Origin of the sequence: Paenarthrobacter sp. NPDC090520 (assembly GCF_044769205.1) — a bacterium.
Classification (GTDB): Bacteria; Actinomycetota; Actinomycetes; order Actinomycetales; family Micrococcaceae; genus Arthrobacter.
Genome location: NZ_JBIVXM010000005.1, coordinates 218,221 through 237,084 on the forward strand (window position 1 = coordinate 218,221; position 18,864 = coordinate 237,084).

The 18,864-nt window shown below is 63.6% G+C and carries 16 protein-coding genes; 11 read left to right on the forward strand and 5 right to left on the reverse strand.

Annotated features, from left to right (window positions below; all coding sequences use genetic code 11):
* The first annotated feature begins 134 nt into the window (after nt 1-134).
* The gene (locus ACIQTZ_RS08820) at nt 135-710 is read left to right on the forward strand and encodes a helix-turn-helix domain-containing protein (RefSeq protein ID WP_018777077.1); all 576 of its coding nucleotides are present in this window, start codon (nt 135-137) and stop codon (nt 708-710) included.
* A gap of 10 nt (nt 711-720) precedes the next feature.
* Here the strand turns inward: ACIQTZ_RS08820 and ACIQTZ_RS08825 are convergent, their stop codons facing one another.
* The gene (locus ACIQTZ_RS08825) at nt 721-2,694 is read right to left on the reverse strand and encodes an APC family permease (RefSeq protein WP_402979577.1); all 1,974 of its coding nucleotides are present in this window, start codon (nt 2,692-2,694) and stop codon (nt 721-723) included.
* Between the two features lie 219 nt (nt 2,695-2,913).
* On the opposite strand from ACIQTZ_RS08825, the gene speB reads away from it, so the two are divergent.
* Nucleotides 2,914-3,969 (forward strand): agmatinase, encoded by a 1,056-nt coding sequence (gene speB, locus ACIQTZ_RS08830; protein ID WP_402979580.1) that lies wholly within the window; start codon nt 2,914-2,916, stop codon nt 3,967-3,969.
* Nucleotides 3,966-5,669 (forward strand): thiamine pyrophosphate-binding protein, encoded by a 1,704-nt coding sequence (locus ACIQTZ_RS08835; protein ID WP_402948920.1) that lies wholly within the window; start codon nt 3,966-3,968, stop codon nt 5,667-5,669. Before speB ends, ACIQTZ_RS08835 begins: the two co-directional genes overlap by 4 nt.
* 65 nt (nt 5,670-5,734) lie before the next feature.
* On the opposite strand, the gene ACIQTZ_RS08840 is transcribed toward ACIQTZ_RS08835, so the two are convergent.
* Both ACIQTZ_RS08840 and ACIQTZ_RS08845 read right to left on the reverse strand, forming a co-directional pair.
* The gene (locus ACIQTZ_RS08840; protein WP_402979583.1) at nt 5,735-7,063 is read right to left on the reverse strand and encodes an MFS transporter; all 1,329 of its coding nucleotides are present in this window, start codon (nt 7,061-7,063) and stop codon (nt 5,735-5,737) included.
* 28 nt (nt 7,064-7,091) lie between these two features.
* A complete protein-coding gene (locus tag ACIQTZ_RS08845) occupies nt 7,092-8,120 on the reverse strand; it encodes an MBL fold metallo-hydrolase (protein ID WP_402979586.1) in 1,029 nt (342 codons plus the stop codon).
* Between the two features lie 94 nt (nt 8,121-8,214).
* On the opposite strand from ACIQTZ_RS08845, the gene ACIQTZ_RS08850 reads away from it, so the two are divergent.
* The 4 genes from ACIQTZ_RS08850 to ACIQTZ_RS08865 all read left to right on the forward strand — a co-directional run bounded on the left by ACIQTZ_RS08850 (nt 8,215) and on the right by ACIQTZ_RS08865 (nt 12,215).
* The gene (locus ACIQTZ_RS08850; protein ID WP_400334224.1) at nt 8,215-9,120 is read left to right on the forward strand and encodes a LysR family transcriptional regulator; all 906 of its coding nucleotides are present in this window, start codon (nt 8,215-8,217) and stop codon (nt 9,118-9,120) included.
* A 73-nt stretch (nt 9,121-9,193) separates the two neighbouring features.
* Nucleotides 9,194-9,676, forward strand: a complete 483-nt coding sequence (locus ACIQTZ_RS08855) for a MarR family winged helix-turn-helix transcriptional regulator (RefSeq protein ID WP_400334227.1) — start codon at nt 9,194-9,196, stop codon at nt 9,674-9,676.
* Between the two features lie 9 nt (nt 9,677-9,685).
* Nucleotides 9,686-11,785 (forward strand): MFS transporter, encoded by a 2,100-nt coding sequence (locus tag ACIQTZ_RS08860; RefSeq protein WP_400334230.1) that lies wholly within the window; start codon nt 9,686-9,688, stop codon nt 11,783-11,785.
* Between the two features lie 169 nt (nt 11,786-11,954).
* Nucleotides 11,955-12,215, forward strand: a complete 261-nt coding sequence (locus ACIQTZ_RS08865) for a ribbon-helix-helix protein, CopG family (RefSeq protein WP_400334233.1) — start codon at nt 11,955-11,957, stop codon at nt 12,213-12,215.
* 74 nt (nt 12,216-12,289) lie between these two features.
* Here the strand turns inward: ACIQTZ_RS08865 and ACIQTZ_RS08870 are convergent, their stop codons facing one another.
* The gene (locus ACIQTZ_RS08870; protein ID WP_402948933.1) at nt 12,290-12,457 is read right to left on the reverse strand and encodes a hypothetical protein; all 168 of its coding nucleotides are present in this window, start codon (nt 12,455-12,457) and stop codon (nt 12,290-12,292) included.
* A gap of 164 nt (nt 12,458-12,621) precedes the next feature.
* Here ACIQTZ_RS08870 and ACIQTZ_RS08875 point away from each other — a divergent pair, with 164 nt between their 5' ends.
* The 4 genes from ACIQTZ_RS08875 (at nt 12,622) to ACIQTZ_RS08890 (ending at nt 17,774) form a co-directional block, all read left to right on the forward strand.
* The gene (locus ACIQTZ_RS08875) at nt 12,622-14,355 is read left to right on the forward strand and encodes an ABC transporter ATP-binding protein (protein WP_402979590.1); all 1,734 of its coding nucleotides are present in this window, start codon (nt 12,622-12,624) and stop codon (nt 14,353-14,355) included.
* Nucleotides 14,352-16,436, forward strand: a complete 2,085-nt coding sequence (locus ACIQTZ_RS08880) for an ABC transporter ATP-binding protein (RefSeq protein WP_402979593.1) — start codon at nt 14,352-14,354, stop codon at nt 16,434-16,436. The genes ACIQTZ_RS08875 and ACIQTZ_RS08880 overlap by 4 nt, the downstream gene beginning before the upstream one ends.
* Nucleotides 16,437-16,504: 68 nt before the next feature.
* Nucleotides 16,505-16,921, forward strand: a complete 417-nt coding sequence (locus ACIQTZ_RS08885; RefSeq protein ID WP_402979714.1) for an acyl-CoA thioesterase — start codon at nt 16,505-16,507, stop codon at nt 16,919-16,921.
* 88 nt (nt 16,922-17,009) lie between these two features.
* A complete protein-coding gene (locus ACIQTZ_RS08890) occupies nt 17,010-17,774 on the forward strand; it encodes a copper homeostasis protein CutC (RefSeq protein ID WP_402979596.1) in 765 nt (254 codons plus the stop codon).
* 84 nt (nt 17,775-17,858) lie between these two features.
* On the opposite strand, the gene ACIQTZ_RS08895 is transcribed toward ACIQTZ_RS08890, so the two are convergent.
* Nucleotides 17,859-18,758 carry a phosphotransferase gene (locus tag ACIQTZ_RS08895; RefSeq protein ID WP_402979717.1) on the reverse strand — a complete coding sequence of 300 codons (900 nt, stop codon included), beginning with the start codon at nt 18,756-18,758 and terminating at the stop codon, nt 17,859-17,861.
* Nucleotides 18,759-18,864: the final 106 nt, after the last annotated feature.

Genomic DNA, 18,864 nt, shown 5'->3' on the forward strand with positions numbered 1-18,864 from the left:
GATATGTTGTGATGGGAGTAACAGTCAAGGTGGTTTGGTCATGGTTCCGCGGATTCTGGGTCTTTGCCGTGGCTGTCCGGCTACTATTGGCTCCAATGACAGGGCCTCCCGGACGGGCCTGAAAGGTTTTGTGAATGAAGGCTCTACCCGTTGAACCCAGCAATGTTCCCGTTGCCATCGGTTCCAGAATCCGTGCAGCCCGGCAGGCGCAGCGGCTCACCATCGAGCAGGTTGCAGACGCGACGGGACTGACCAAAGGCTTCCTCAGCAGGGTGGAGCGGGACCTCACCTCACCGTCAGTGGCCTCCCTGGTGACGCTGTGCCAGGTGCTGTCCGTGTCTGTCGGCGACTTGTTCGCAGCGCCCGAAACGCATCTGACGCGGCGCGACGATGGACCGCGCATTTCCCTGGGTGGCCAGGGCATTGTGGAGCGGCTGCTGACGGCGCGTTCCGAGCGCAGGCTCCAGATCCTGCAGGCAACCATCGAGCCGCGGGGGCGTGGCGAAAATGAACTCTATGCCGTGGACTGCGATGTTGACGTGCTGCACGTCGTCAAAGGCAGGATCAAGCTGATCCTGACCAACGAGGAATATGACCTCGAAGAAGGGGATACCCTTTCCTTCCCGGGCCGCGAGCCCCACACCTGGATCAACCCCACGGATGAGACGGTGGAGGTGCTCTGGGTCCTGGTGCCCGCGGCCAGCAGGTAGGACTGGGGGCTTAGCCCACGTGGACCCAGGGGCGGCGGGTGATGTCCGGCTCGGCTTCCCTCAGCACTTCCCGGGTGACCGGTGCGATCTCGCCCTCGCCGAAGAAGAGGAACTTGCTGAGGTTGGAGATCGGGTTGCCCTCGGTCCAGCGGAAGTAGATGTGCGGCATGAAGCCCGTGACATCCCGGATGTGGAGGAGTACGGCGGCCAAGGTATTGGGCACGTTGTTGCTGTGGACTTCCAGGATCTTGAAGCCGTGGCGTTCCTTGCCCACTACCTGGAGTTCCTGCTCGAAGTCCGAGCTGTCGTCCACGATGATCTCGATGAACAATGCGCCGCAGTCCTTGGGCAGGTGGTTGGCCTGCTGGGCGTGTTCCAGCTTCTCCTGGTACCGGTCCGCGCTGAGGTGCTTGGGCTCGTGGGCAATGATCCGGACCGGACCATCACTGTTGTTCGCGGTGAACTCGAGGGCCTTCTCGTCCATTTTGATATGGGTGGCCCGCAACTCGAAGGCGCGGCGGATCCGGGAAATGAAGCTCACCACCATGATGCCCAGGATGAACAGGGCAGCAATCTTGAGGCCGTCCGGGCGCTCGATCGAATTGACCACCGTGGTGTAAATGAAGACGAGCGAGACGATGCCGAAGCCGATGAACTGGGCCCGCTGCTTCTTGCGCCGCGCGGAGAGCGTCACGGCAATGGATGCCGACGTAATGAGCACCAGCACGCCCGTGGCATAGGCGCCGCCCTGGGCGTTCACGTCTGCCTGGAAAATGATGGTCACGGCGAAGGCGATGACCGTGAACACCAGAACCAAGGGACGAAGTGCCCGGGCCCACGCGGGAGCCATGCCGTAGCGCGGCAAGTAGCGGGGGACCAGGTTCAGCAGGCCGGCCATGGCAGAAGCGCCGGCAAACCACAGGATGGCTATGGTGCTGATGTCGTACACGGTGCCGAAGCCATCGCCGAGGAACTTGTGGGCAAGGTAGGCCAGGGCGCGCCCCTCGGCCTTGCCGCCGGATTCGAACTCGGCGGCGGGGATCAGCATGACCGTGGTGAAGCTTGAGGTGATCAGGAAGGAACTCATGATGATCGCTGCCGTTGTCAGCAGGCGGTGAGCACCCTTGATCCGGCCTGCGGGGTTGGCATCGGTGTCCGTGGCGCGCCCCTTGATCTGCGGCATCACGGCCACGCCGGTTTCGAACCCGGAGAGGCCCAGGGCCAGGCGCGGGAAGACCAGCAGGGCAAGCCCGATCATCATCAACGGATCGCCGTGGGACGTGGTCAGCGCACTCCACCAGTCGGTGATCACGTGGGATTCGGTAAAGAGGTGGCTGATGGCCACGAAGACCACCACAAGGTTCAGTGCCAGGAAGGCCGCGACGAGCACCACAGCAACGTTGATGGCTTCCCGGAATCCCCGGAGGAAGACGATGCCCAGCCCGGCGATCAGGGCCAAGGTGATCACCACGTGCTGCCCCTCCAGGAATTCCGGAGCGAACGGGTTCTCGATGAGGTGTGCTGTTGCGTCAGCGGCGGACAACGTAATGGTGATCATGAAGTCCGTTGCCGCAAAGCCGAGGAGCGCAAGGACAAAGAGCTTGCCTCCCCAGCGGGGGAGCAGGCGTTCCAGCATGGCGATGGAGCCTTCGCCGCGGGGGCTTTCCTTGGCCACGCGTCGGTAGACGGGCAGCGCTCCGGCCAGGGTGGCGAAAACCAGGAGCAGGGTAGCCAGCGGTGAGAGCAGGCCTGCGGCAAGGGCCGCGATGGCGGGTTGGTAACCAAGGGTGGAGAAGTAGTCCAGGCCCGTGAGGCACATGACCTTCCACCAGGCTTGAGGCTTGTGTGAATCGGATGGCTTCCCGTGCGGTCCTTGCCGTTTGCCCGACGTGTCCGGCATGCCTTCCAGCAGCCACGCCTTGAGATTGAAGGCTTCCTTGCGCCGGTCGGCAGGGTCGGCCGGAGGCCTGGTCAGCGTGGTCACGTCGTCCTTTCGCGCAGCACGGTGCTGCTCCCGGAATGGAGCGTATTGCTGGGAATTGCCTGTTAATACCGGTTTTTATGGAATCTTTACGCCTCATGTGACCGGCATCTCATATGGTCGACCCGACAAAGCTGACTTGTAAACAGGTGATGCTTATTAGACAACTTTGAGTGTATGATGGGTGTCACAGCAGTCATCTACTTAAGGAGTTGCGCAACTTTGGAAGAGCTCCGTATCGAGGCCAACGGCAACCTCGGCCCCATCGATTCCTCCCGCATCCCGCGCTACGCCGGTGCAGCCACCTACGCCCGCCTGCCCCGCCTGGACCAGGTGTCCAAGGCCGACGTCACCGTTGTCGGCGTGCCTTTCGACTCCGGCGTTTCCTACCGTCCCGGCGCGCGCTTCGGCGCCAACCACGTGCGTGAGGCCAGCCGCTTGCTGCGCCCGTACAACCCCGCGTGGGACGTCAGCCCGTTCGAGAACATCCAGGTTGCCGACGCCGGCGACATGGCAGTGAACCCGTTCAACATCAACGAGGCCATCGAAACCATCCAGCAGAACGCCCTGGACCTTACCGCCACGGGCAGCAAGCTTGTCACTCTCGGCGGCGACCACACCATTGCCCTCCCACTGCTGAGGGCGGCGGCTGAACGTGCCGGCGAGCCCATCGCCATGCTGCACTTCGATGCCCACCTGGACACCTGGGACACCTACTTCGGTGCGGAATACACGCACGGTACCCCGTTCCGGCGTGCCGTCGAAGAAGGCATCCTGGATACCGAGGCCATCAGCCACGTTGGAACCCGCGGTCCGCTGTACGGCAAGAAAGACCTCGACGACGACCACCGCTTTGGCTTCGGCATCGTCACCTCGGCAGACGTCTACTACCGGGGCGTTGCCGAGACGGTGGCCAAGATCCGGGACCGGATCGGCAACCGCCCGCTGTACATCTCCGTGGACATCGACGTCCTGGATCCGGCCCATGCGCCGGGAACGGGTACGCCGGAAGCCGGCGGCATCACCAGCCGTGAACTCCTGGAGATCATCCGCGGCTTCCGTGGCATGAACCTCGTGGGAGCCGATGTTGTGGAAGTTGCTCCGGCCTACGACCACGCGGAAATTACGGGTGTGGCCGGCAGCCACGTTGCCTACGAACTGGTGACCCTCATGGCGGACAACGCTGTGGAGGGCGACCGGCACGGCGCCCCGAACGGCTACGCCCAGCAGGCCCTGGGTGCACGCATCGAAGAACTCGCGAAAGCTACCCGGCGATGATCGACTTTGATCCGGGCACGGCGGCTCCCACCAAGGAGACAGGCCAGCGCAACGGTGGGGACCTCGTTGTCGAGACCCTTGAAGCGCTCGGCGCGAAGACGGTCTTTGGCATTCCCGGCCAGCACGCCTTGGGTTTGTTCGATGCCATGGGCCGCGGCAACCTGCACTTTGTGTCCTCCCGGGTGGAGAACAACTCCGCGTTCGCCGCTGACGGGTACTCCCGCGCTACCGGCGAGGTGGGGGTGTTGTTCCTGTCCACGGGTCCGGGCGCGTTGACGTCCCTGGCTGGTTTGCAGGAGGCCTACGCCACCGGCGTTCCGATGGTGGTCGTCGCAAGCCAGATCCCCTTGGAGGGGTTGGGTGCCCGCCGCAAGGGCATGCTCCACCAGCTCGATGACCAAAAGGCGTCGGCCGCGAATGTCACCAAGAGCCAGCGGCTGATCCAGCACGCTTCGGGTATCCCGTCGGCCATCCAGGACGCCTGGACGGAAGCGATTTCGTCCCCGCAGGGCCCTGTGTGGATCGAGATTCCGCAGAACGTGCTGCTGGATCCGATCGTGGTCCCGCCGGTGGAAGATGCCTTGGCTGAGGCTTTCGACAACCCGCCGCGCGTGGAGTTGGTCCGCGAGGCCGTGAAGTGGCTTACGACGGCGGAACGTCCGGCGATCATCGCCGGCGGCGGTACGCGCCGTGGCCGGGCCGAAAAGTCGTTGCTGTCCATTGCCGAGCAGTTGCGGTCCCCGGTGATCTGCACCCCTGGCGGCAATGGCGCGTTCCCGTGGAACCACGAGCTGTCCCTGCAATCCTGGATCGAGGACCGGTACATGACCGACGTCCTTGAGGACGCGGACGTACTGATCGTCATCGGTTCGTCCCTGGGCGAGGTGACGTCGAACTACTTCACGTTCGCCCCCCGCGGCCGGATCATCCAGATCGATGCCGAACCCCGTGTCCTGGAATCCAACCGTCCCGGCCTGGGCATCCGTGCCGACGCCGGGCAGGCCCTCGCGGCCTTGGACGAGGCACTTGCTGAAGCTGGCGCCGCGGATGCAACCCGACGCGACTGGCACGGTACCAGCCCGGAGGATGTGGTCAAGGACGCCTTGGCCAAGGTCAAAGCCCGTCTGGAATCGCAGGACCTGGCCAAGGAACTGAAGTTCATGGCCGATATCCGCGAAGCCGTTCCGGCGGACATGCAGACCTTCTGGGACATGACCATTTCCGCGTACTGGGGCTGGTCCTGCTGGGATTCCCGCGAAGGCCAGTTCCATTCCGCGCAAGGCGCAGGCGGCCTCGGGTACGGGTTCCCGGCAGCCATCGGCGGGGCCGTGGGCTTGGAAACTACCGGAAAACCAAGCAGGGTACTCGCAGTGTCCGGCGACGGTTCGTCCATGTACTCCATCTCGGAACTCGCCACTGCGAAGCAGCACAACATTCCGGTCACGTGGTTGATCGTGGACGACGGCGGCTACGGCATCCTGCGCGAATACATGGTGGGTGCCTTCGGCAAGGCCACGGCCACCGAACTCGCCCGCCCCGACTTCGTCAAACTGGCCGAGTCCTTCGGCGTCCCCGCGCGCCGGGTATCCCCGGAGGAAGTGGGGGATGCGCTCAAGGCGTCCTTCGCCGCAGACGGACCCAACGTCGTCGTGGTTGAAACGCTGCTGAAGATGTTCGGCCCCACCCACCTGGACGACTAGCAGCACGAAAAACCCCCGCGCAGAAGCGCGGGGGTTTTTCTGCATTGCAGGGCGGAACCCACAGGTTAGTCGAGGTCGCGCCGCGTGCCCTCCGGTGTGGCCTTGACCGCGATCGCCGAGGCCAGCATGGCCACGATCCAGAACACTGCGATCAGCCAGATCCCGCCTCCGGCAGCGAGGCTCAGGCCCGCGACGATCATCGGTGTGAAACCTGCACCGATCATGGAAGCGCCTTGGTACGCCAAGGAAGCGCCCGTGTAACGATTGCGGGTGGGGAACTGTTCGGCCACGTAGGCTGCGATGGGTCCGTAAAGGAACCCTTGGACCAGGCCGTTGCCCAGGATGATCGCCACCGCAAAGCCCCACAACTCGCCGTTGGTCAGCAGCATCAGGATGGGGTACACCAGCACCGCGCCCAGGAGGGACGCGCCGATGAGCACCCGACGGCGGCCCACGCGGTCGCTGAGGCGGGCAGAGTAGAAGCAGATCACCAGGGTTAGGAGTGCGGCAAACGCCTTGATGTTCAGGACGCCGTTTTTGTCCGCGCCGCTGTCAACGGCCACGGAAACGCCCCAAACGGTGGTCATCGACTGGCATACATAGAACGAGGTGGTTGCGAGCAAGCCCAGGAGCACGGCCTTGGGGTTGTTCTTGAGGACATCCAGCAGGGGGACCCGGCGCTTTTCGCCGGCTGTCTCGAGCCGCTGGAACGCCGGAGTTTCGGCCACCTTCAGGCGGATCACCAGGCCCACCACAATCAGCAAGGCACTCAGCAGGAACGGAACGCGCCAGCCCCACACGAGGAAATCCTTGCCGGACACCGCGGCGAACAGGGACAGCGCAAGCGTGCCGAGGATGGCCCCGGCCGGCCCGCCTGCGTTGGCAAACGCTGCAGCGAAACCACGGTGTTCCTTGGGCGCATGTTCGATCGCCATGAGCGCCGCTCCGCCCCACTCGCCACCCACGGCCACACCCTGGACCAGCCGGAGGATCACCAGGGCCAACGGTGCGGCCATGCCGATCTGTGCAGTGGTGGGAAGAAGGCCGATGGCCGTGGTGCCAAGGCCCATGATCAACATGGACAGCACCAGCATTTGCTTGCGGCCCAGGCGGTCGCCGAAGTGCCCGAAGATCAGGCCACCCAACGGGCGGGCGATGTAGCCCACTGCAAGGGTCACGAAGGAGGCGAACAGGTCGAAGCCCGGGCCGAGGTTGGCGAAGAAGACCTTGTTGAAGACCAGGCTCGCTGCCGTCGCATACAGGACAAAGTCGTAGTATTCGATCGCGCTGCCAATAAAGCTGGAGGCCAGGATGCGGCGCATGTCCTTGGAATTCATGGACGATTCCGTGGTGGTGACAGCTCCGGTTTCCGGGGCTGTTGGGGCTGAGCTCATGGGGTTTCCTCTGGTGTTTCGGGCCGCGTCAGCGCTGACGGGCGAACGGGATGGTGTCGAGGTCGTTCGGGACAGTGAAGGTCCCGGTGAAGTGCTCTCCCGCTTCCTGCCAGACTGACTCCGGGGCGGAACCGGGGACGAGGTGGTGCAGGGCCAGGTGGCCGGCGCCGGCAATTTCTGCCAGTTTGGCGGCCTCGCGGACGCTGGTGTGGGACTTGTAGTGGTGGTCGCGGGATGCCCGGCTGGACTCGTCCGTCTTGTCCGCGTAGAGGGACTCCACCCAGGCGAAATCGATGGCTTCGTGCAGCAGCAGATCGGTGTCCTGGGCGAGGGTGATCATGTTCTGGGTGTACGCGGTGTCGCCGGAGATGGTCACCGAACCCTCGGCGGTGTCGAAACGGAACGAGAACGCCGGAGCCACCGGCGGGTGCTCCACCAGGATGGCCGTCACCGTGACCAGTTCGTCGCGGTACACCTCGAACGGTTCCATGTCCGGCGTCGGGTTGGTGTTGGGGTGGTAGCCGCTTTCGGCCGGGATCTGGATGTCTTCGGCGTGGAAGATGTCCAGGGGGCTGGGCCGGAGGCTGTCCAGGATGCGGTCGTTGAGGTCCGTTGCGTGGGCCTTCATGAGCTGTTCGAACATTTGGCGGGTGCCCGGCGTCGGATTCTCCGGAGCCAGCGGTTCAGGAGCGACGACGGCGCGCGGCGACACCGCGGGAAGCTCGCCACGGTTGCCGGGTCCAATGATGCGGACCGGGTTCTCCGTGCGCTCGGTGAGGGCGTAGAGCCCGAAGATACCGAGCCCGGCGAGGTCGTAGACGTGGTCCGAGTGGAGGTGCGTGATGAACAGGGCACGCAGGTCCTTCAGTTGCAGTCCGGACTGGCTGAGCCGTCGTCCCGCGCCTTGCCCGAAATCCACCAGGTAGAAGGCATCCCCAACCACCACGGCCGTGGCGATTCCCATGCGCTCGCCGGAATCGGCTGCGGCCCACCACCGTGGCCCACCGGCTGTTCCGAGGGTGACGATGTGTGGCTTGAGGGATGACGTCGGCGTCATGGTTCTCCTTGGTCGGAAGGTCTTTCTTCCAGTGTGGTCCGCACCACGTCACTTGTATAATCAATCAATTCTAAGAAGTTCATAAGGAGAACTGATGGGTGAGTTTACGCTGCGGCAGCTGGAGTACTTCGTGGCCGTCCTGGACCACGGCTCGTTGACCAAGGCCGCCAGCGAATCCAACATTTCCCAGGCTGCGGCCTCCATGGCCATCGCCCAGTTGGAGAAGAGCCTGGGGTTGGACCTGCTGATCCGTACGCGCGCCAAGCGGGTGGAACCCACGCCGGCGGGAATGGAACTGGGTGTCCGCGCGCGACGCATCCTGCGGGAAACCGCGGAACTCCATGGCGCGCTTCACGGCTCCCATGAGGACATGCGCGGCCGTGTGTCGATTGGTTGCATGATCGCGATCTCGCCACGGTTGATTCCGGAACTGATCCGTGTCTTCGCCGCGCGGTGGCCGGACGTGGAACTCGACTTCGTGGAGGGCAATGCCGAAGAACTCCAACGGGCTGTGGGGGAGGGTGAGCTGGACGTGGCGTTCATCTATTCGCTCCAGGCGGTTCCCGGCGTCGAAATCCTCACGGTGGCAGCATCCCGCCCGCAGTTCATGCTGGCGGCGGACCATCCGCTGGCGCAGCGGAGATCGCTCAGCTTCGCCGATCTGGCGGAGGAGGACGTAGTCCTCTTTGACGTACCACCCAGCGCGGAGCGCGTCATTGCCATGTTCCATTCGGCGGGGATCGAGCCCAAGGTGCGGTGGCGGAGCGTGGTGGCTCAGACCATCCGCGGGATTGTGGCCAGTGGCAGGGCGTATTCGGTGACGAACGTGTGGCCCGGGATCGAGTCCCTCTATACAGGCGCCCGGGTGGCGTTGGTTCCCATTGAGGACAAGCTGCCGGAGAACAAGCTCGTTGCCGTGGTCCCGCCGGGTGTGCACCGGCCCAGACGGGTGGAGGAAGTCATTTCCGTGGCGCGGGAGCTGACCGAGGACGCCTCCTGACCCTTCTTTAGTTTCCCAAAGCAATCATTCTTGTGTATGGTTGCTTTAGGCAAACAAAAAAGGGGTGTTTTCCATGTCCGTCGGTTCAGCCACGGCAACCGATCTTGTGCATCAAATTTTCGACCTGCAGCGGACTCTGCGCTGTGTGGTGACCGCCCACCTGGCCCGCGTTCCCGACGTCGGAATGGCTGTCCAAGGTGTCATGCGGTTCATTGGCGAGGGGGAGACCCGTGCCACCCACCTGGCGGCCAAGCTGGGCGTCAGCGCGCCCGTCCTGAGCCGCCACATCGCGGAGCTGGAGGACCTGGGCTTCGTCATGAGGCGGCCTGATCCGGCAGACGGCAGGGCGCAGCTCCTCGCACTGACGGAGAGCGGCACAGCCAAACTCCGCGAATTCGAAGAGCAGCGGAGCGTCCGGTTGCGGGACTACCTCGCGGACTGGAGCGAAGCAGATGCGCTTGAAGCATCCAGGGTGCTGGAGAAGCTCAGCACGTCCCTCAAAGACTCAATCCGGGCAACGGCGGCCGGTTCCACAACGACGAAACTCACAGTTTAGGAGCCACGCATGGCCAAACCAGCAGTCCAAACCGCAGCGCCAGGGCACGTGGGCGCCGCAGCGCCCATGACCCACCGCCAGATCATGGAGGCTTTGACGGGCCTCCTTGCAGCGTTCTTTACCGCGATCCTGAGCAGCACCATCGTGGCGAACGCCCTCCCCACCATCATGTCCGAGCTCAAGGGCACGCAGACCGACTTCGCCTGGGTCATCACCGCGGCCCTGCTCGCCAACGCGGCCACCACGCCCATCTGGGGCAAGCTCGCGGACCTCTTTAACAAGAAGCTCCTGGTGCAGCTCAGCATCATCATCTTCGTTGCGGGCTCGGTCATGGCAGGTTTGTCAGAGACAATTCCGCTGTTGCTGACCGCCCGCGTGGTCCAGGGCGTGGCCATGGGTGGCCTCACGGCACTGGCCCAGGCCATCATCGGCTCCATGATTCCGCCGCGGGACCGCGGAAAATACTCGGGCTACATGGGTGCTGTCATGGCTGTTGGCACCGCCGGTGGCCCGCTGCTTGGTGGCTTCATCGTGGACAGCCCCCTCGGCTGGCGCTGGACATTCTTCGTCTGCGTTCCGCTGGCCGTGATTGCGCTCATCCTGCTCCAGATCACGCTGAAGATCGAGCACATCAAGCGTCCGGCGAAGATCGACTGGCTGGGTGCCATCCTGCTGACCACCGGCGTGAGCCTCCTCCTCATCTGGGTTTCCTTCGCCGGCAACCCGGAGTACTACGACTGGGTGTCCTGGCAGTCCGCCCTGATGGTGGGCGGCGGTGTGGCCCTCCTGGCGCTCCTGGTGTTCGTTGAGACCAAGGTGTCCCAGCCGATCATTCCCCTGAAGATCATCTCGGAGCGCACCACTGCCCTGGCCATCCTGGCTTCCGTTGCCGTTGGCATCGCGATGTTCGGTTCATCCACGTTCCTTGGCCAGTACTTCCAGGTTTCACGTGGCGCCACGCCTACGGAGGCCGGCCTCTTGACGCTCCCGATGATCGCCGGAAACCTCGTGGGCTCGGTGGCCTCGGGTATCCTGATCAGCCGCTTCGGCAAGTGGAAGAGGTTCCTCATCGCCGGTAGCGTCCTGCTGATCGGCGGGCTCGCTTTCGCCGGCACCATGGACCACACCACTGAACTGTGGATCGTTGCGATCTACACCGGCGTGTTCGGCCTTGGCCTGGGCATGCTCATGCAGAACCTGGTGCTTGCCGTGCAGAACACCGTGCAGGCCAAGGACATTGGAACGGCCAGTGCTTCGGTGGCATTCTTCCGCTCGGTGGGTGGCGCGATCGGTGTCTCCGTCCTGGGCGCAATCATGTCCAACCACGTGAAGGACCTGGCGGTCGAAGGACTGGCCGCCGCCGGAATCCCCGTGCAGGGTGGTTCCTCCGGTGCCAGCATGGACCTGGCCGACATGCCCGCCCCGATCCGCGACATCATGCGTGCCGCCTACGGTGACGCCACTGCCCAGATCTTCATGATCTCTGCCGTCATCAGCGTGGTTGCCCTCCTGGCCGTTCTCCTGATCAAGGAACGCCCCCTCCGCCGGACCGTCGACGCGGCCCCGGAAAAGGAACTCATCGCCACCGCGTCCGGTGAGGCAGCGATGTCCTTGGACACGACGTCCCTGGACGCAGTGCCGTCCGGCGCTGGTGAATCGCACGACGCCGGCACCCGCCTCGATGCCGAACGGCACCTTGCTTCCGGCTCGGTTCAGGATTCCGGTCCCCGGCAGGGCGGGTCCGGGGAAAGCGCGCGGCGTTCGGCACCGGGGGACCGCTCGTCGGAGGACCTCGACCTTGAGTTCGCCAGGATCCTGACCCAGGAACGGCCCCATGCGGCGACCGACGTGAAGGAACTCCAGGAGCAACTGTCACGGACCCAGTACGTCCTGGCGGAACAACAGCTCCAGCTCAGCCGGGCGAACGTGGAACTCCAGGCCCGGCTCCGCGAGCAGCAGGGCGTCGCCGAGCAGCAAGCCAGGACCGCCGATGAGCTGAGGGCCCTGCGCAAGGAACTCAAGCGCGAACGCCGGCAGCAGGAACGCATGGCCCTGATGCTCCTGCAGGGCGTCGAAGCCAAAACGGACCACGGCAAGCACGCAGGCTAAGTCTGCCAACCTGCCTTTCCTGCTCGCTTTCCCCACCTCGCTGAGACGGGAATTGAACAAGGGCGCGACAAAAGGCGCTGGCCGGGATTCCTGCCAGTGCCTTTTGTCTTTGGGTCGCAGCCGTCGGTCGCTGTGGTCACCAGAAGATATTCGTAATACGATTCTTTGCATGGAACGCAAAATGCGCGGACGGGAAGTCTCGGAGTCTGAGATCGACGAATGGGTGGAGGAGGCCGAAGCTGGCTACGACCTTGAGGAGTTGAAGGCGCGGATGGGGCGCCCTGCCCGGGGGGCGGAGGCATCTCAGGTCATTCCGGTACGCCTGACGGTGGACGAGTTGGCAGCTGTGATGGCAAGAGCCGAGCGCGAACACCTCAACCGATCCGAAGCCATCCGTGCCGCCCTGGCCGCCTGGTCGCACGCGGCGTGAATGTCCGCCGTTCCGCACGCAAGCACGGTATCAGCTCCGCTGACGCGATCGAGGCGGCGACTTGGCCGCTGGTGTCAGTCCCTTTGGATGATGAGGACCCACGCAGGTTCCTTCGCCTCGGCTTTGATACGCACGGGCGACTGCTGGAACTCGTAGTACTGGTCTGGGACGACGGTAGTGAAGAGCTGATCCATGCGATGAAATGCCGCCCGAAGTACCTCGGGATGCTTGGCTAGCGCCATCTACACCAGAGTGTCGCTGCTGGTACTCCGCTGGGATGATCTTTTCCGGAGGTTGTTTCGCATAGGCAACTGACCTCGTAGAGTGGGGAGGCTAATACTGTCAGCGCCTGCTGCTAGAACTTACTTAACTCATTCACGCACTCTCTCCTTAAGGATCCGTGGGCATGCTTGTCACCCTTATACGGCGCTACTCCAAGCCGTATTTGCCGCAAATCGTGGCCGTCCTCATCTTCCAGTTGGCGTCCACCATCGCAACGCTCTACCTTCCCAGCCTCAACGCCAAAATCATTGACGAGGGAGTTTCCCGCGGCGATACCGACTTCATCTGGCGGACCGGCGCGCTGATGCTCGCTGTCGCCCTCGCCCAGGTACTCACTGCCATCGCGGCCGTCTACTTCGGAGCCCGGACGGCCATGGCCATTGGCCGCGACCTCCGCCGGGGCGTTTTCCGCCAAGTCAGCAGCTTTTCCGCCCAGGACGTCAACAAATTTGGCGCTCCAACCCTGATCACCCGCGGCACCAACGATGTCCAGCAAGTCCAGATGCTGGTCCTCATGGGCCTGAACTTCATGGTCTCCACGCCCATCATGTGCGTGGGCGGCATCATCATGGCCGTCCAGGAAGACGTCAGCCTGTCATGGCTCGTGTGGGTCTCCGTGCCCGTCCTCGTGGCGGTGGTCGGTTACCTGGTGGTTCGCCTGATGCCGCTCTTCCGGTCCATGCAGGCCAAGATCGACGCCATCAACGGCGTGCTGCGCGAGCAGATCATCGGTATCCGCGTGGTCCGGGCTTTAGTTCGGGAGCCGTATGAGGCAAAGCGCTTCGGCGAGGCCAACCAGGACCTCACGGCCGTGTCCGTGAAGATCGGCAACCTGTTCGTCCTCATGTTCCCGGCCATCGGCATGATCCTCCACCTCTCAACCGCCGCCGTGCTCTGGTTTGGTGGCCAGCGCGTCGATTCCGGAGACATGCAGGTGGGAGCCTTGACCGCGTTCCTCCAGTACCTGCTGCAGATCCTGATCGCCGTCATGATGGGTACCTTCATGGCCATGATGATTCCCCGCGCTTCGGTGTGTGCGGACCGCATCGGCGAGGTACTCGACGTCGAGCCTTCCATCCATAACCCCACCACCCCGGTGGTGCCGGCCGAAAAAGCCGGTCGCGTGGAGTTCCGCGACGTTACCTTCAAGTACCCGGGCGCCGAGGCTCCCGTGCTGAGCAACATCTCCTTCAAAGCCGAACCCGGCAAGACACTGGCCATTATTGGGTCCACCGGCGCAGGCAAGACCACCCTGGTTTCGCTGCTGCCGCGGCTTTACGACGTCGCCTCCGGTGAAGTTCTGCTCGACGGCGTCCCTGTCACCCAACTGGATGCGTCGGAGATCAGCAGCCGTGTGGCCGCCGTTCCCCAGAAGCCGTACTTGTTTTCCGGCACCATCGAGCACAACCTCCGTTTCGGCAAGACCGAGGCCACGGACGAGGAACTCTGGGAGGCACTCGAAACCGCGCAGGCCAAAGGCTTCGTGGAGGAGAAATCGGCAGGCCTCAACCGCCGTATCGCGCAGGGCGGCACCAACGTCTCCGGTGGCCAGCGGCAGCGCCTCTGCATCGCACGCGCCTTGGTGACCAAGCCCAACGTTTATGTCTTCGATGACTCGTTCTCGGCACTGGACGTCGCTACCGACGCCCGGCTGCGCAAGGCGCTGAAGGCCAAGACCCGCGACTCCACGGTGATCATCGTCGCCCAGCGCGTCTCCACCATCCGCGACGCCGACGAGATCCTCGTCCTCGACAACGGGCGGATCGTTGACAGGGGTACCCACGACGAACTCCTGGAAACCTCACCCACCTACCAGGAAATCGTTGAATCCCAGCTGAGCGTGGAGGAAGTGGCATGACCGAGCAGAACCAGCAAAAGAAGCGTGGCTGGGCTGCCAAGGCGGAAGCCGCCAAAGCCGCCAAGGCCGAGGCTGCCGCTGACGTAGCCACAGAGGCCCTTGAAGATGAGGACTTCGTCGAGGAAGAGTACGTCCCCACAGAGGCCGACGGCGGAATGTTCGGCGATGTGCCGGCCAAGAAGGCCAAGGCTTTCTGGCCTTCCGCCAAGCGTCTCATGGGCCTGCTCAAGCCCGAACGGGTTGGTGTGTTGATCGTCATCGGACTCGTGGTGGTTTCCGTGGTCCTCAACGTCATCGCTCCCAAGGTCCTCGGCAGCGCCATGGACGTCATCTTCGGTGGCGTCATTGGCAAGCAGATACCGCCAGGTGTGACCCCGGAGCAGTTCGCGGACCTCATGCGCCAGCAGGGCCAGGACAACTTCGCGGACATGGTCTCCAAAATGACCCTGACCAACGGCATCGATTTCTCGAAGCTGACATTCCTGATTTCGATCGTCCTGCTCATGTACTTCGTGGCCAACATCTTCCTGTGGGCCCAGGGATGGCTGCTGAACCGGATCGTCATGCGGGTCATCAGGAACCTCCGCGACGAAGTCCAGGCCAAGCTCAACCGGCTCCCGCTGAACTACTTCGACACCCGCCAGCGGGGCGACATCCTGTCCCGTGTCACCAATGATGTGGACAACGTCCAGCAGGGCCTCCAGCAGGCATTCGCGCAGCTGGTCAGTTCGGTACTGACCGTGCTGGGCATCATCGTGATGATGTTCATTGTGTCCTGGGAGCTTGCGCTGATCGCCTTGATCGCGCTGCCGCTCTCCGGAGTCATGGCCGGCGTGATCGGTGCCAGGAGCCAGAAGCTCTTCGCCGCGCAGTGGAAGAACACGGGTGCCTTGAACGGCCAGATCGAGGAGTCGTTCTCCGGCCATGACCTGGTGAAGGTCTTCGGCCGCGATGCAGACATGCTGGTCCGCTTCGATGAAAAGAACGAGGAACTGTACAAAGCCTCATTCGGTGCACAGTTCGTTTCCGGCATCATCTTCCCGGCCATGAACTTTGTCTCGTACCTGTCCTACGTGGGCATCGCCGTCGTCGGTGGCCTGCGCGTCGCCTCAGGTTCCATGAGCCTCGGCGATGCCACGGCCTTCATCCAGTACTCGCGCGAATTCACCCAGCCGCTGGGCCAAATCGCGGGCATGGCCAACATGCTGCAGTCGGGCGTGGCTTCGGCAGAGCGCGTCTTCGAGTTCCTGGATGCCGAGGAGGAAGTCCAGGAAACCGGCACCAAGCACTTGCCGGCCAAGACAGACGGACACGTGGAATTCGAGAAGGTGTACTTCAGCTACGTCGAGGACAAGCCGCTGATCGAGGACCTCTCCTTCAGCGCTGAGCCGGGTCATACGGTGGCAATCGTGGGACCGACCGGGGCTGGCAAGACCACCTTGGTCAACCTGGTGATGCGTTTCTACGAGCTCAACGCAGGGCGGATCACCTTGGATGGCGTGGACGTCAAGGATCTCAGCCGGGCCGAGCTCCGCTCGAAGGTGGGCATGGTGCTGCAGGATGCGTGGCTCTTCGGGGGCACCATCTACGACAACATCAAGTACGGCAACCTGGATGCGACAGAGGAACAGGTCATGGAGGCGGCAAAGGCCACCTACGTGGACCGCTTTGTCCGTGCGCTTCCGGACGGGTACCAGACAATCATCGACGAAGAGGGCAACAACGTCAGCGCCGGTGAGAAGCAGCTCATCACCATCGCACGTGCGTTCGTTTCCGATCCATCCTTGTTGATCCTCGACGAAGCGACGAGCTCCGTTGATACCCGTACCGAACTGTTGCTGCAGAAGGCCATGGCTGCCCTTCGCACGGACCGCACCAGCTTCGTGATCGCCCACCGCCTTTCCACCATCCGCGATGCCGACACCATCCTGGTGATGGAGAACGGCCAGATCGTGGAGCAGGGCAACCACAACCAGTTGCTGGCCCTGCAGGGCGCGTACTACCGCCTCTACATGTCCCAGTTTGCTGGTGAGGATGCGGGCGAAACCACTGTGGACGATTCGACGGCGGTGCACAGCTGAGCACGCAAACGGCACCCGCGTCCGCGGAATCGTCGGTGGCACCCCAGCGCATCGAGGTCTTGGTGCCCATGCGCTGGGGTGACATGGATGCCTACGGCCACATCAATAACGTGCAGATCGTGCGCATGCTGGAGGAAGCCCGCATCGCGGCTTTCGGTCCGCCCGCAGGCGCCGGTTTGCCGGGCACGGAGCCGCCCGCCGCCTTGTTCAACGATGTTGGCGAAGGCGTCATGACCCTCGTCGTCGAGCACAAGGTCCGCTACGTCCGAACCTTGGAATACCGCAACATCCCGGCAGTCGTGGAAATCTGGGTGGGCGCCGTTAAGGGAGCCAGTTTCGATCTCCACTACGTCATCAAGGATCCCGTAACCCGTGAGGAGTGCGTCAAAGCGAGCACGCACCTGGCTTTCGTGGCTGAAGAGAACGGACGGGTCTTGAGGCTCACTCCGGAGCAAAAGGCGAAGCTCGCGGCCTACCAGGCCTGAACCACCTTGGTTTGCACCTAAGGCCTCTGGGAGATGCTTCTCAGGGGCCTTTGGTGTGCCCAAACCCGGGTCCACGTAGAGTTTCAGCATGAAACTTGAGATCGCCGTGACAAGCGCTGCGGGCGCAGGAACGTCAGCCGCGGAAGGCGCCGACAGGATCGAACTGTGCAGCGGCCTGGAACTCGGTGGCCTTACTCCAAGCCAGGGCCTCCTGGAGTCAAGCATGGAACATGTGGACGGTCGCCTGGGAATCCATGCCCTGGTCCGGTGCCGGCCCGGCGATTTCCACTATTCCGCCTCGGAGGTGGACACCATGGTTCACGAAGTCAGGCACCTGCTGGCCCTGGGAGCTGACGGCGTTGTGGTGGGGGCGCTGACCCGCGACGACGAAGTGGACGTTCCCGTGACGGCCAAACTGGTGGACGTGGCCCGGCAGACCAAGCCGGAGGCCGGGATAACCTTCCACCGTGCCATCGATCAATCCCGCGATCCTCTCCGTGCCCTGGAGCAACTCCTGGAGCTCGGGTTCACCCGCGTCCTCACGTCCGGACACGAGCCAACGGCCGGGGAGGGCCTGCCCACCCTGGCACAACTGGTTGAACGTTCCGCTGGGGCCATCGAGATCATGGCCGGGGGAGGGCTCAAGCTCTCGGACATCCCCGCCATGCATGCGGCAGGTCTCTCCGCGGTGCACTTGTCCGCCAAGAGGACTGTGTCCACGCTCGCCGACTCCGCCATTTCCCTCGGGAGCCAGGACGGCGCGGATCCCACAGCCTATTCCGTGACAGACCGCGAGACAGTGCGCGCAGCGAGGGCCGCGGTGAATGCCGTCAATCTGCAGTCGCGGGCGTGAGGCTTGGCCTGCCATGATTGGGGCTGCGCAGGGACGATAGGCCGGGGCGTCCCACGGAGCACTCTTGACCGGGACAGCGTGTCTCTACAGGGCCAACGTGGGATCGGCGAGGAGCCGTTCCAGGGTGCTCCGGCCGAGTGCGCTCATCGCAGGATTCGTGTCGGCGTAGTACCAGACGAGCCCGATAGCTTGTTCGAAGGCCCAAGCGGCGCCTCGTCTCCATTCGAGGTCCCCGATGGCGAGGGTCGTGCGCAGGACGTTCCTTCTGCTGGAGTCGAGCATGTGCCAAGCGGCAACGAGGTCCAGTGCAGGGTCGGCGGGGCCGAAGCCACCGGTGTCGAGGATACCCGCGAGGCAGTCGGCGCCCACGACCACATTTCCGGGAATGAGGTCCTTGTGGGACATGACGTCGTCACCATGACGAGGCAGGAGCCTCAGCGAGGACCAAGCCAGGCGGAGCCGGTCAACCGGCAGGAGTCCCTCGCTCCGTCGGAGGCACTGTGCCACCCACCCATCATGGGTGACCAGTTCGCCTCCGCGGCCCCCACCGGAGAATGAACGGCCCTTCGTGTCGGCCTGCCGAAGGCTCGCGATGAGCGCCGCGAGGTCCAGCGCAAAGGCTGTCGACGAAGCCGCTGACGTCGCGGTAGCAGTTTCGCCCTCGATCCAGGTCTGGATAGACCACGGCAGCGGATAATCGGCGCTCGGCTCGCCAATCGCAACAGGCACGGGTGATGGAACGGTGCTGACTGCGGCGAACTCACGCATCGCGGCGTGTTCCGCGAGAAGGGTTTCGCGGGCCAGGGCAGCGTCCGTGCCTTGCATCGGAAACCTCGCGGCCAAACCTGGTCCTATCCGGTACAGGTAGTTAACCGTTCCCGAACTCTCCACCGCCACGACCTCCGATGCGGCGGTCGACGGAAGGAGCCCCCGCACCAGCCGCACAGCTTCAGCCAGCCCAAGACTGAGCTGATTCGCATGCATGGTCACTGACCAAGCCTACGCACAATCCGTGCTGGTCAAACACTCTGCCAATGACACTCATCGCGCATCGCAATACCCTTTACAGCCTTCACGGAGCGCGGCAATG

What these genes read in the sequence shown, in the direction of transcription:
- ACIQTZ_RS08820 (WP_018777077.1), top strand. Translation starts at nt 135, where the DNA reads ATGAAGGCTCTACCCGTTGAACCCAGCAATGTTCCCGTTGCCATCGGT.
- ACIQTZ_RS08835 (WP_402948920.1), top strand. Translation starts at nt 3,966, where the DNA reads ATGATCGACTTTGATCCGGGCACGGCGGCTCCCACCAAGGAGACAGGC.
- ACIQTZ_RS08840 (WP_402979583.1), bottom strand. Translation starts at nt 7,063, where the DNA reads ATGAGCTCAGCCCCAACAGCCCCGGAAACCGGAGCTGTCACCACCACG.
- ACIQTZ_RS08845 (WP_402979586.1), bottom strand. Translation starts at nt 8,120, where the DNA reads ATGACGCCGACGTCATCCCTCAAGCCACACATCGTCACCCTCGGAACA.
- ACIQTZ_RS08850 (WP_400334224.1), top strand. Translation starts at nt 8,215, where the DNA reads ATGGGTGAGTTTACGCTGCGGCAGCTGGAGTACTTCGTGGCCGTCCTG.
- ACIQTZ_RS08855 (WP_400334227.1), top strand. Translation starts at nt 9,194, where the DNA reads ATGTCCGTCGGTTCAGCCACGGCAACCGATCTTGTGCATCAAATTTTC.
- ACIQTZ_RS08860 (WP_400334230.1), top strand. Translation starts at nt 9,686, where the DNA reads ATGGCCAAACCAGCAGTCCAAACCGCAGCGCCAGGGCACGTGGGCGCC.
- ACIQTZ_RS08865 (WP_400334233.1), top strand. Translation starts at nt 11,955, where the DNA reads ATGGAACGCAAAATGCGCGGACGGGAAGTCTCGGAGTCTGAGATCGAC.
- ACIQTZ_RS08870 (WP_402948933.1), bottom strand. Translation starts at nt 12,457, where the DNA reads ATGGCGCTAGCCAAGCATCCCGAGGTACTTCGGGCGGCATTTCATCGC.
- ACIQTZ_RS08875 (WP_402979590.1), top strand. Translation starts at nt 12,622, where the DNA reads ATGCTTGTCACCCTTATACGGCGCTACTCCAAGCCGTATTTGCCGCAA.
- ACIQTZ_RS08880 (WP_402979593.1), top strand. Translation starts at nt 14,352, where the DNA reads ATGACCGAGCAGAACCAGCAAAAGAAGCGTGGCTGGGCTGCCAAGGCG.
- ACIQTZ_RS08885 (WP_402979714.1), top strand. Translation starts at nt 16,505, where the DNA reads ATGCGCTGGGGTGACATGGATGCCTACGGCCACATCAATAACGTGCAG.
- ACIQTZ_RS08890 (WP_402979596.1), top strand. Translation starts at nt 17,010, where the DNA reads ATGAAACTTGAGATCGCCGTGACAAGCGCTGCGGGCGCAGGAACGTCA.
- ACIQTZ_RS08895 (WP_402979717.1), bottom strand. Translation starts at nt 18,758, where the DNA reads ATGCATGCGAATCAGCTCAGTCTTGGGCTGGCTGAAGCTGTGCGGCTG.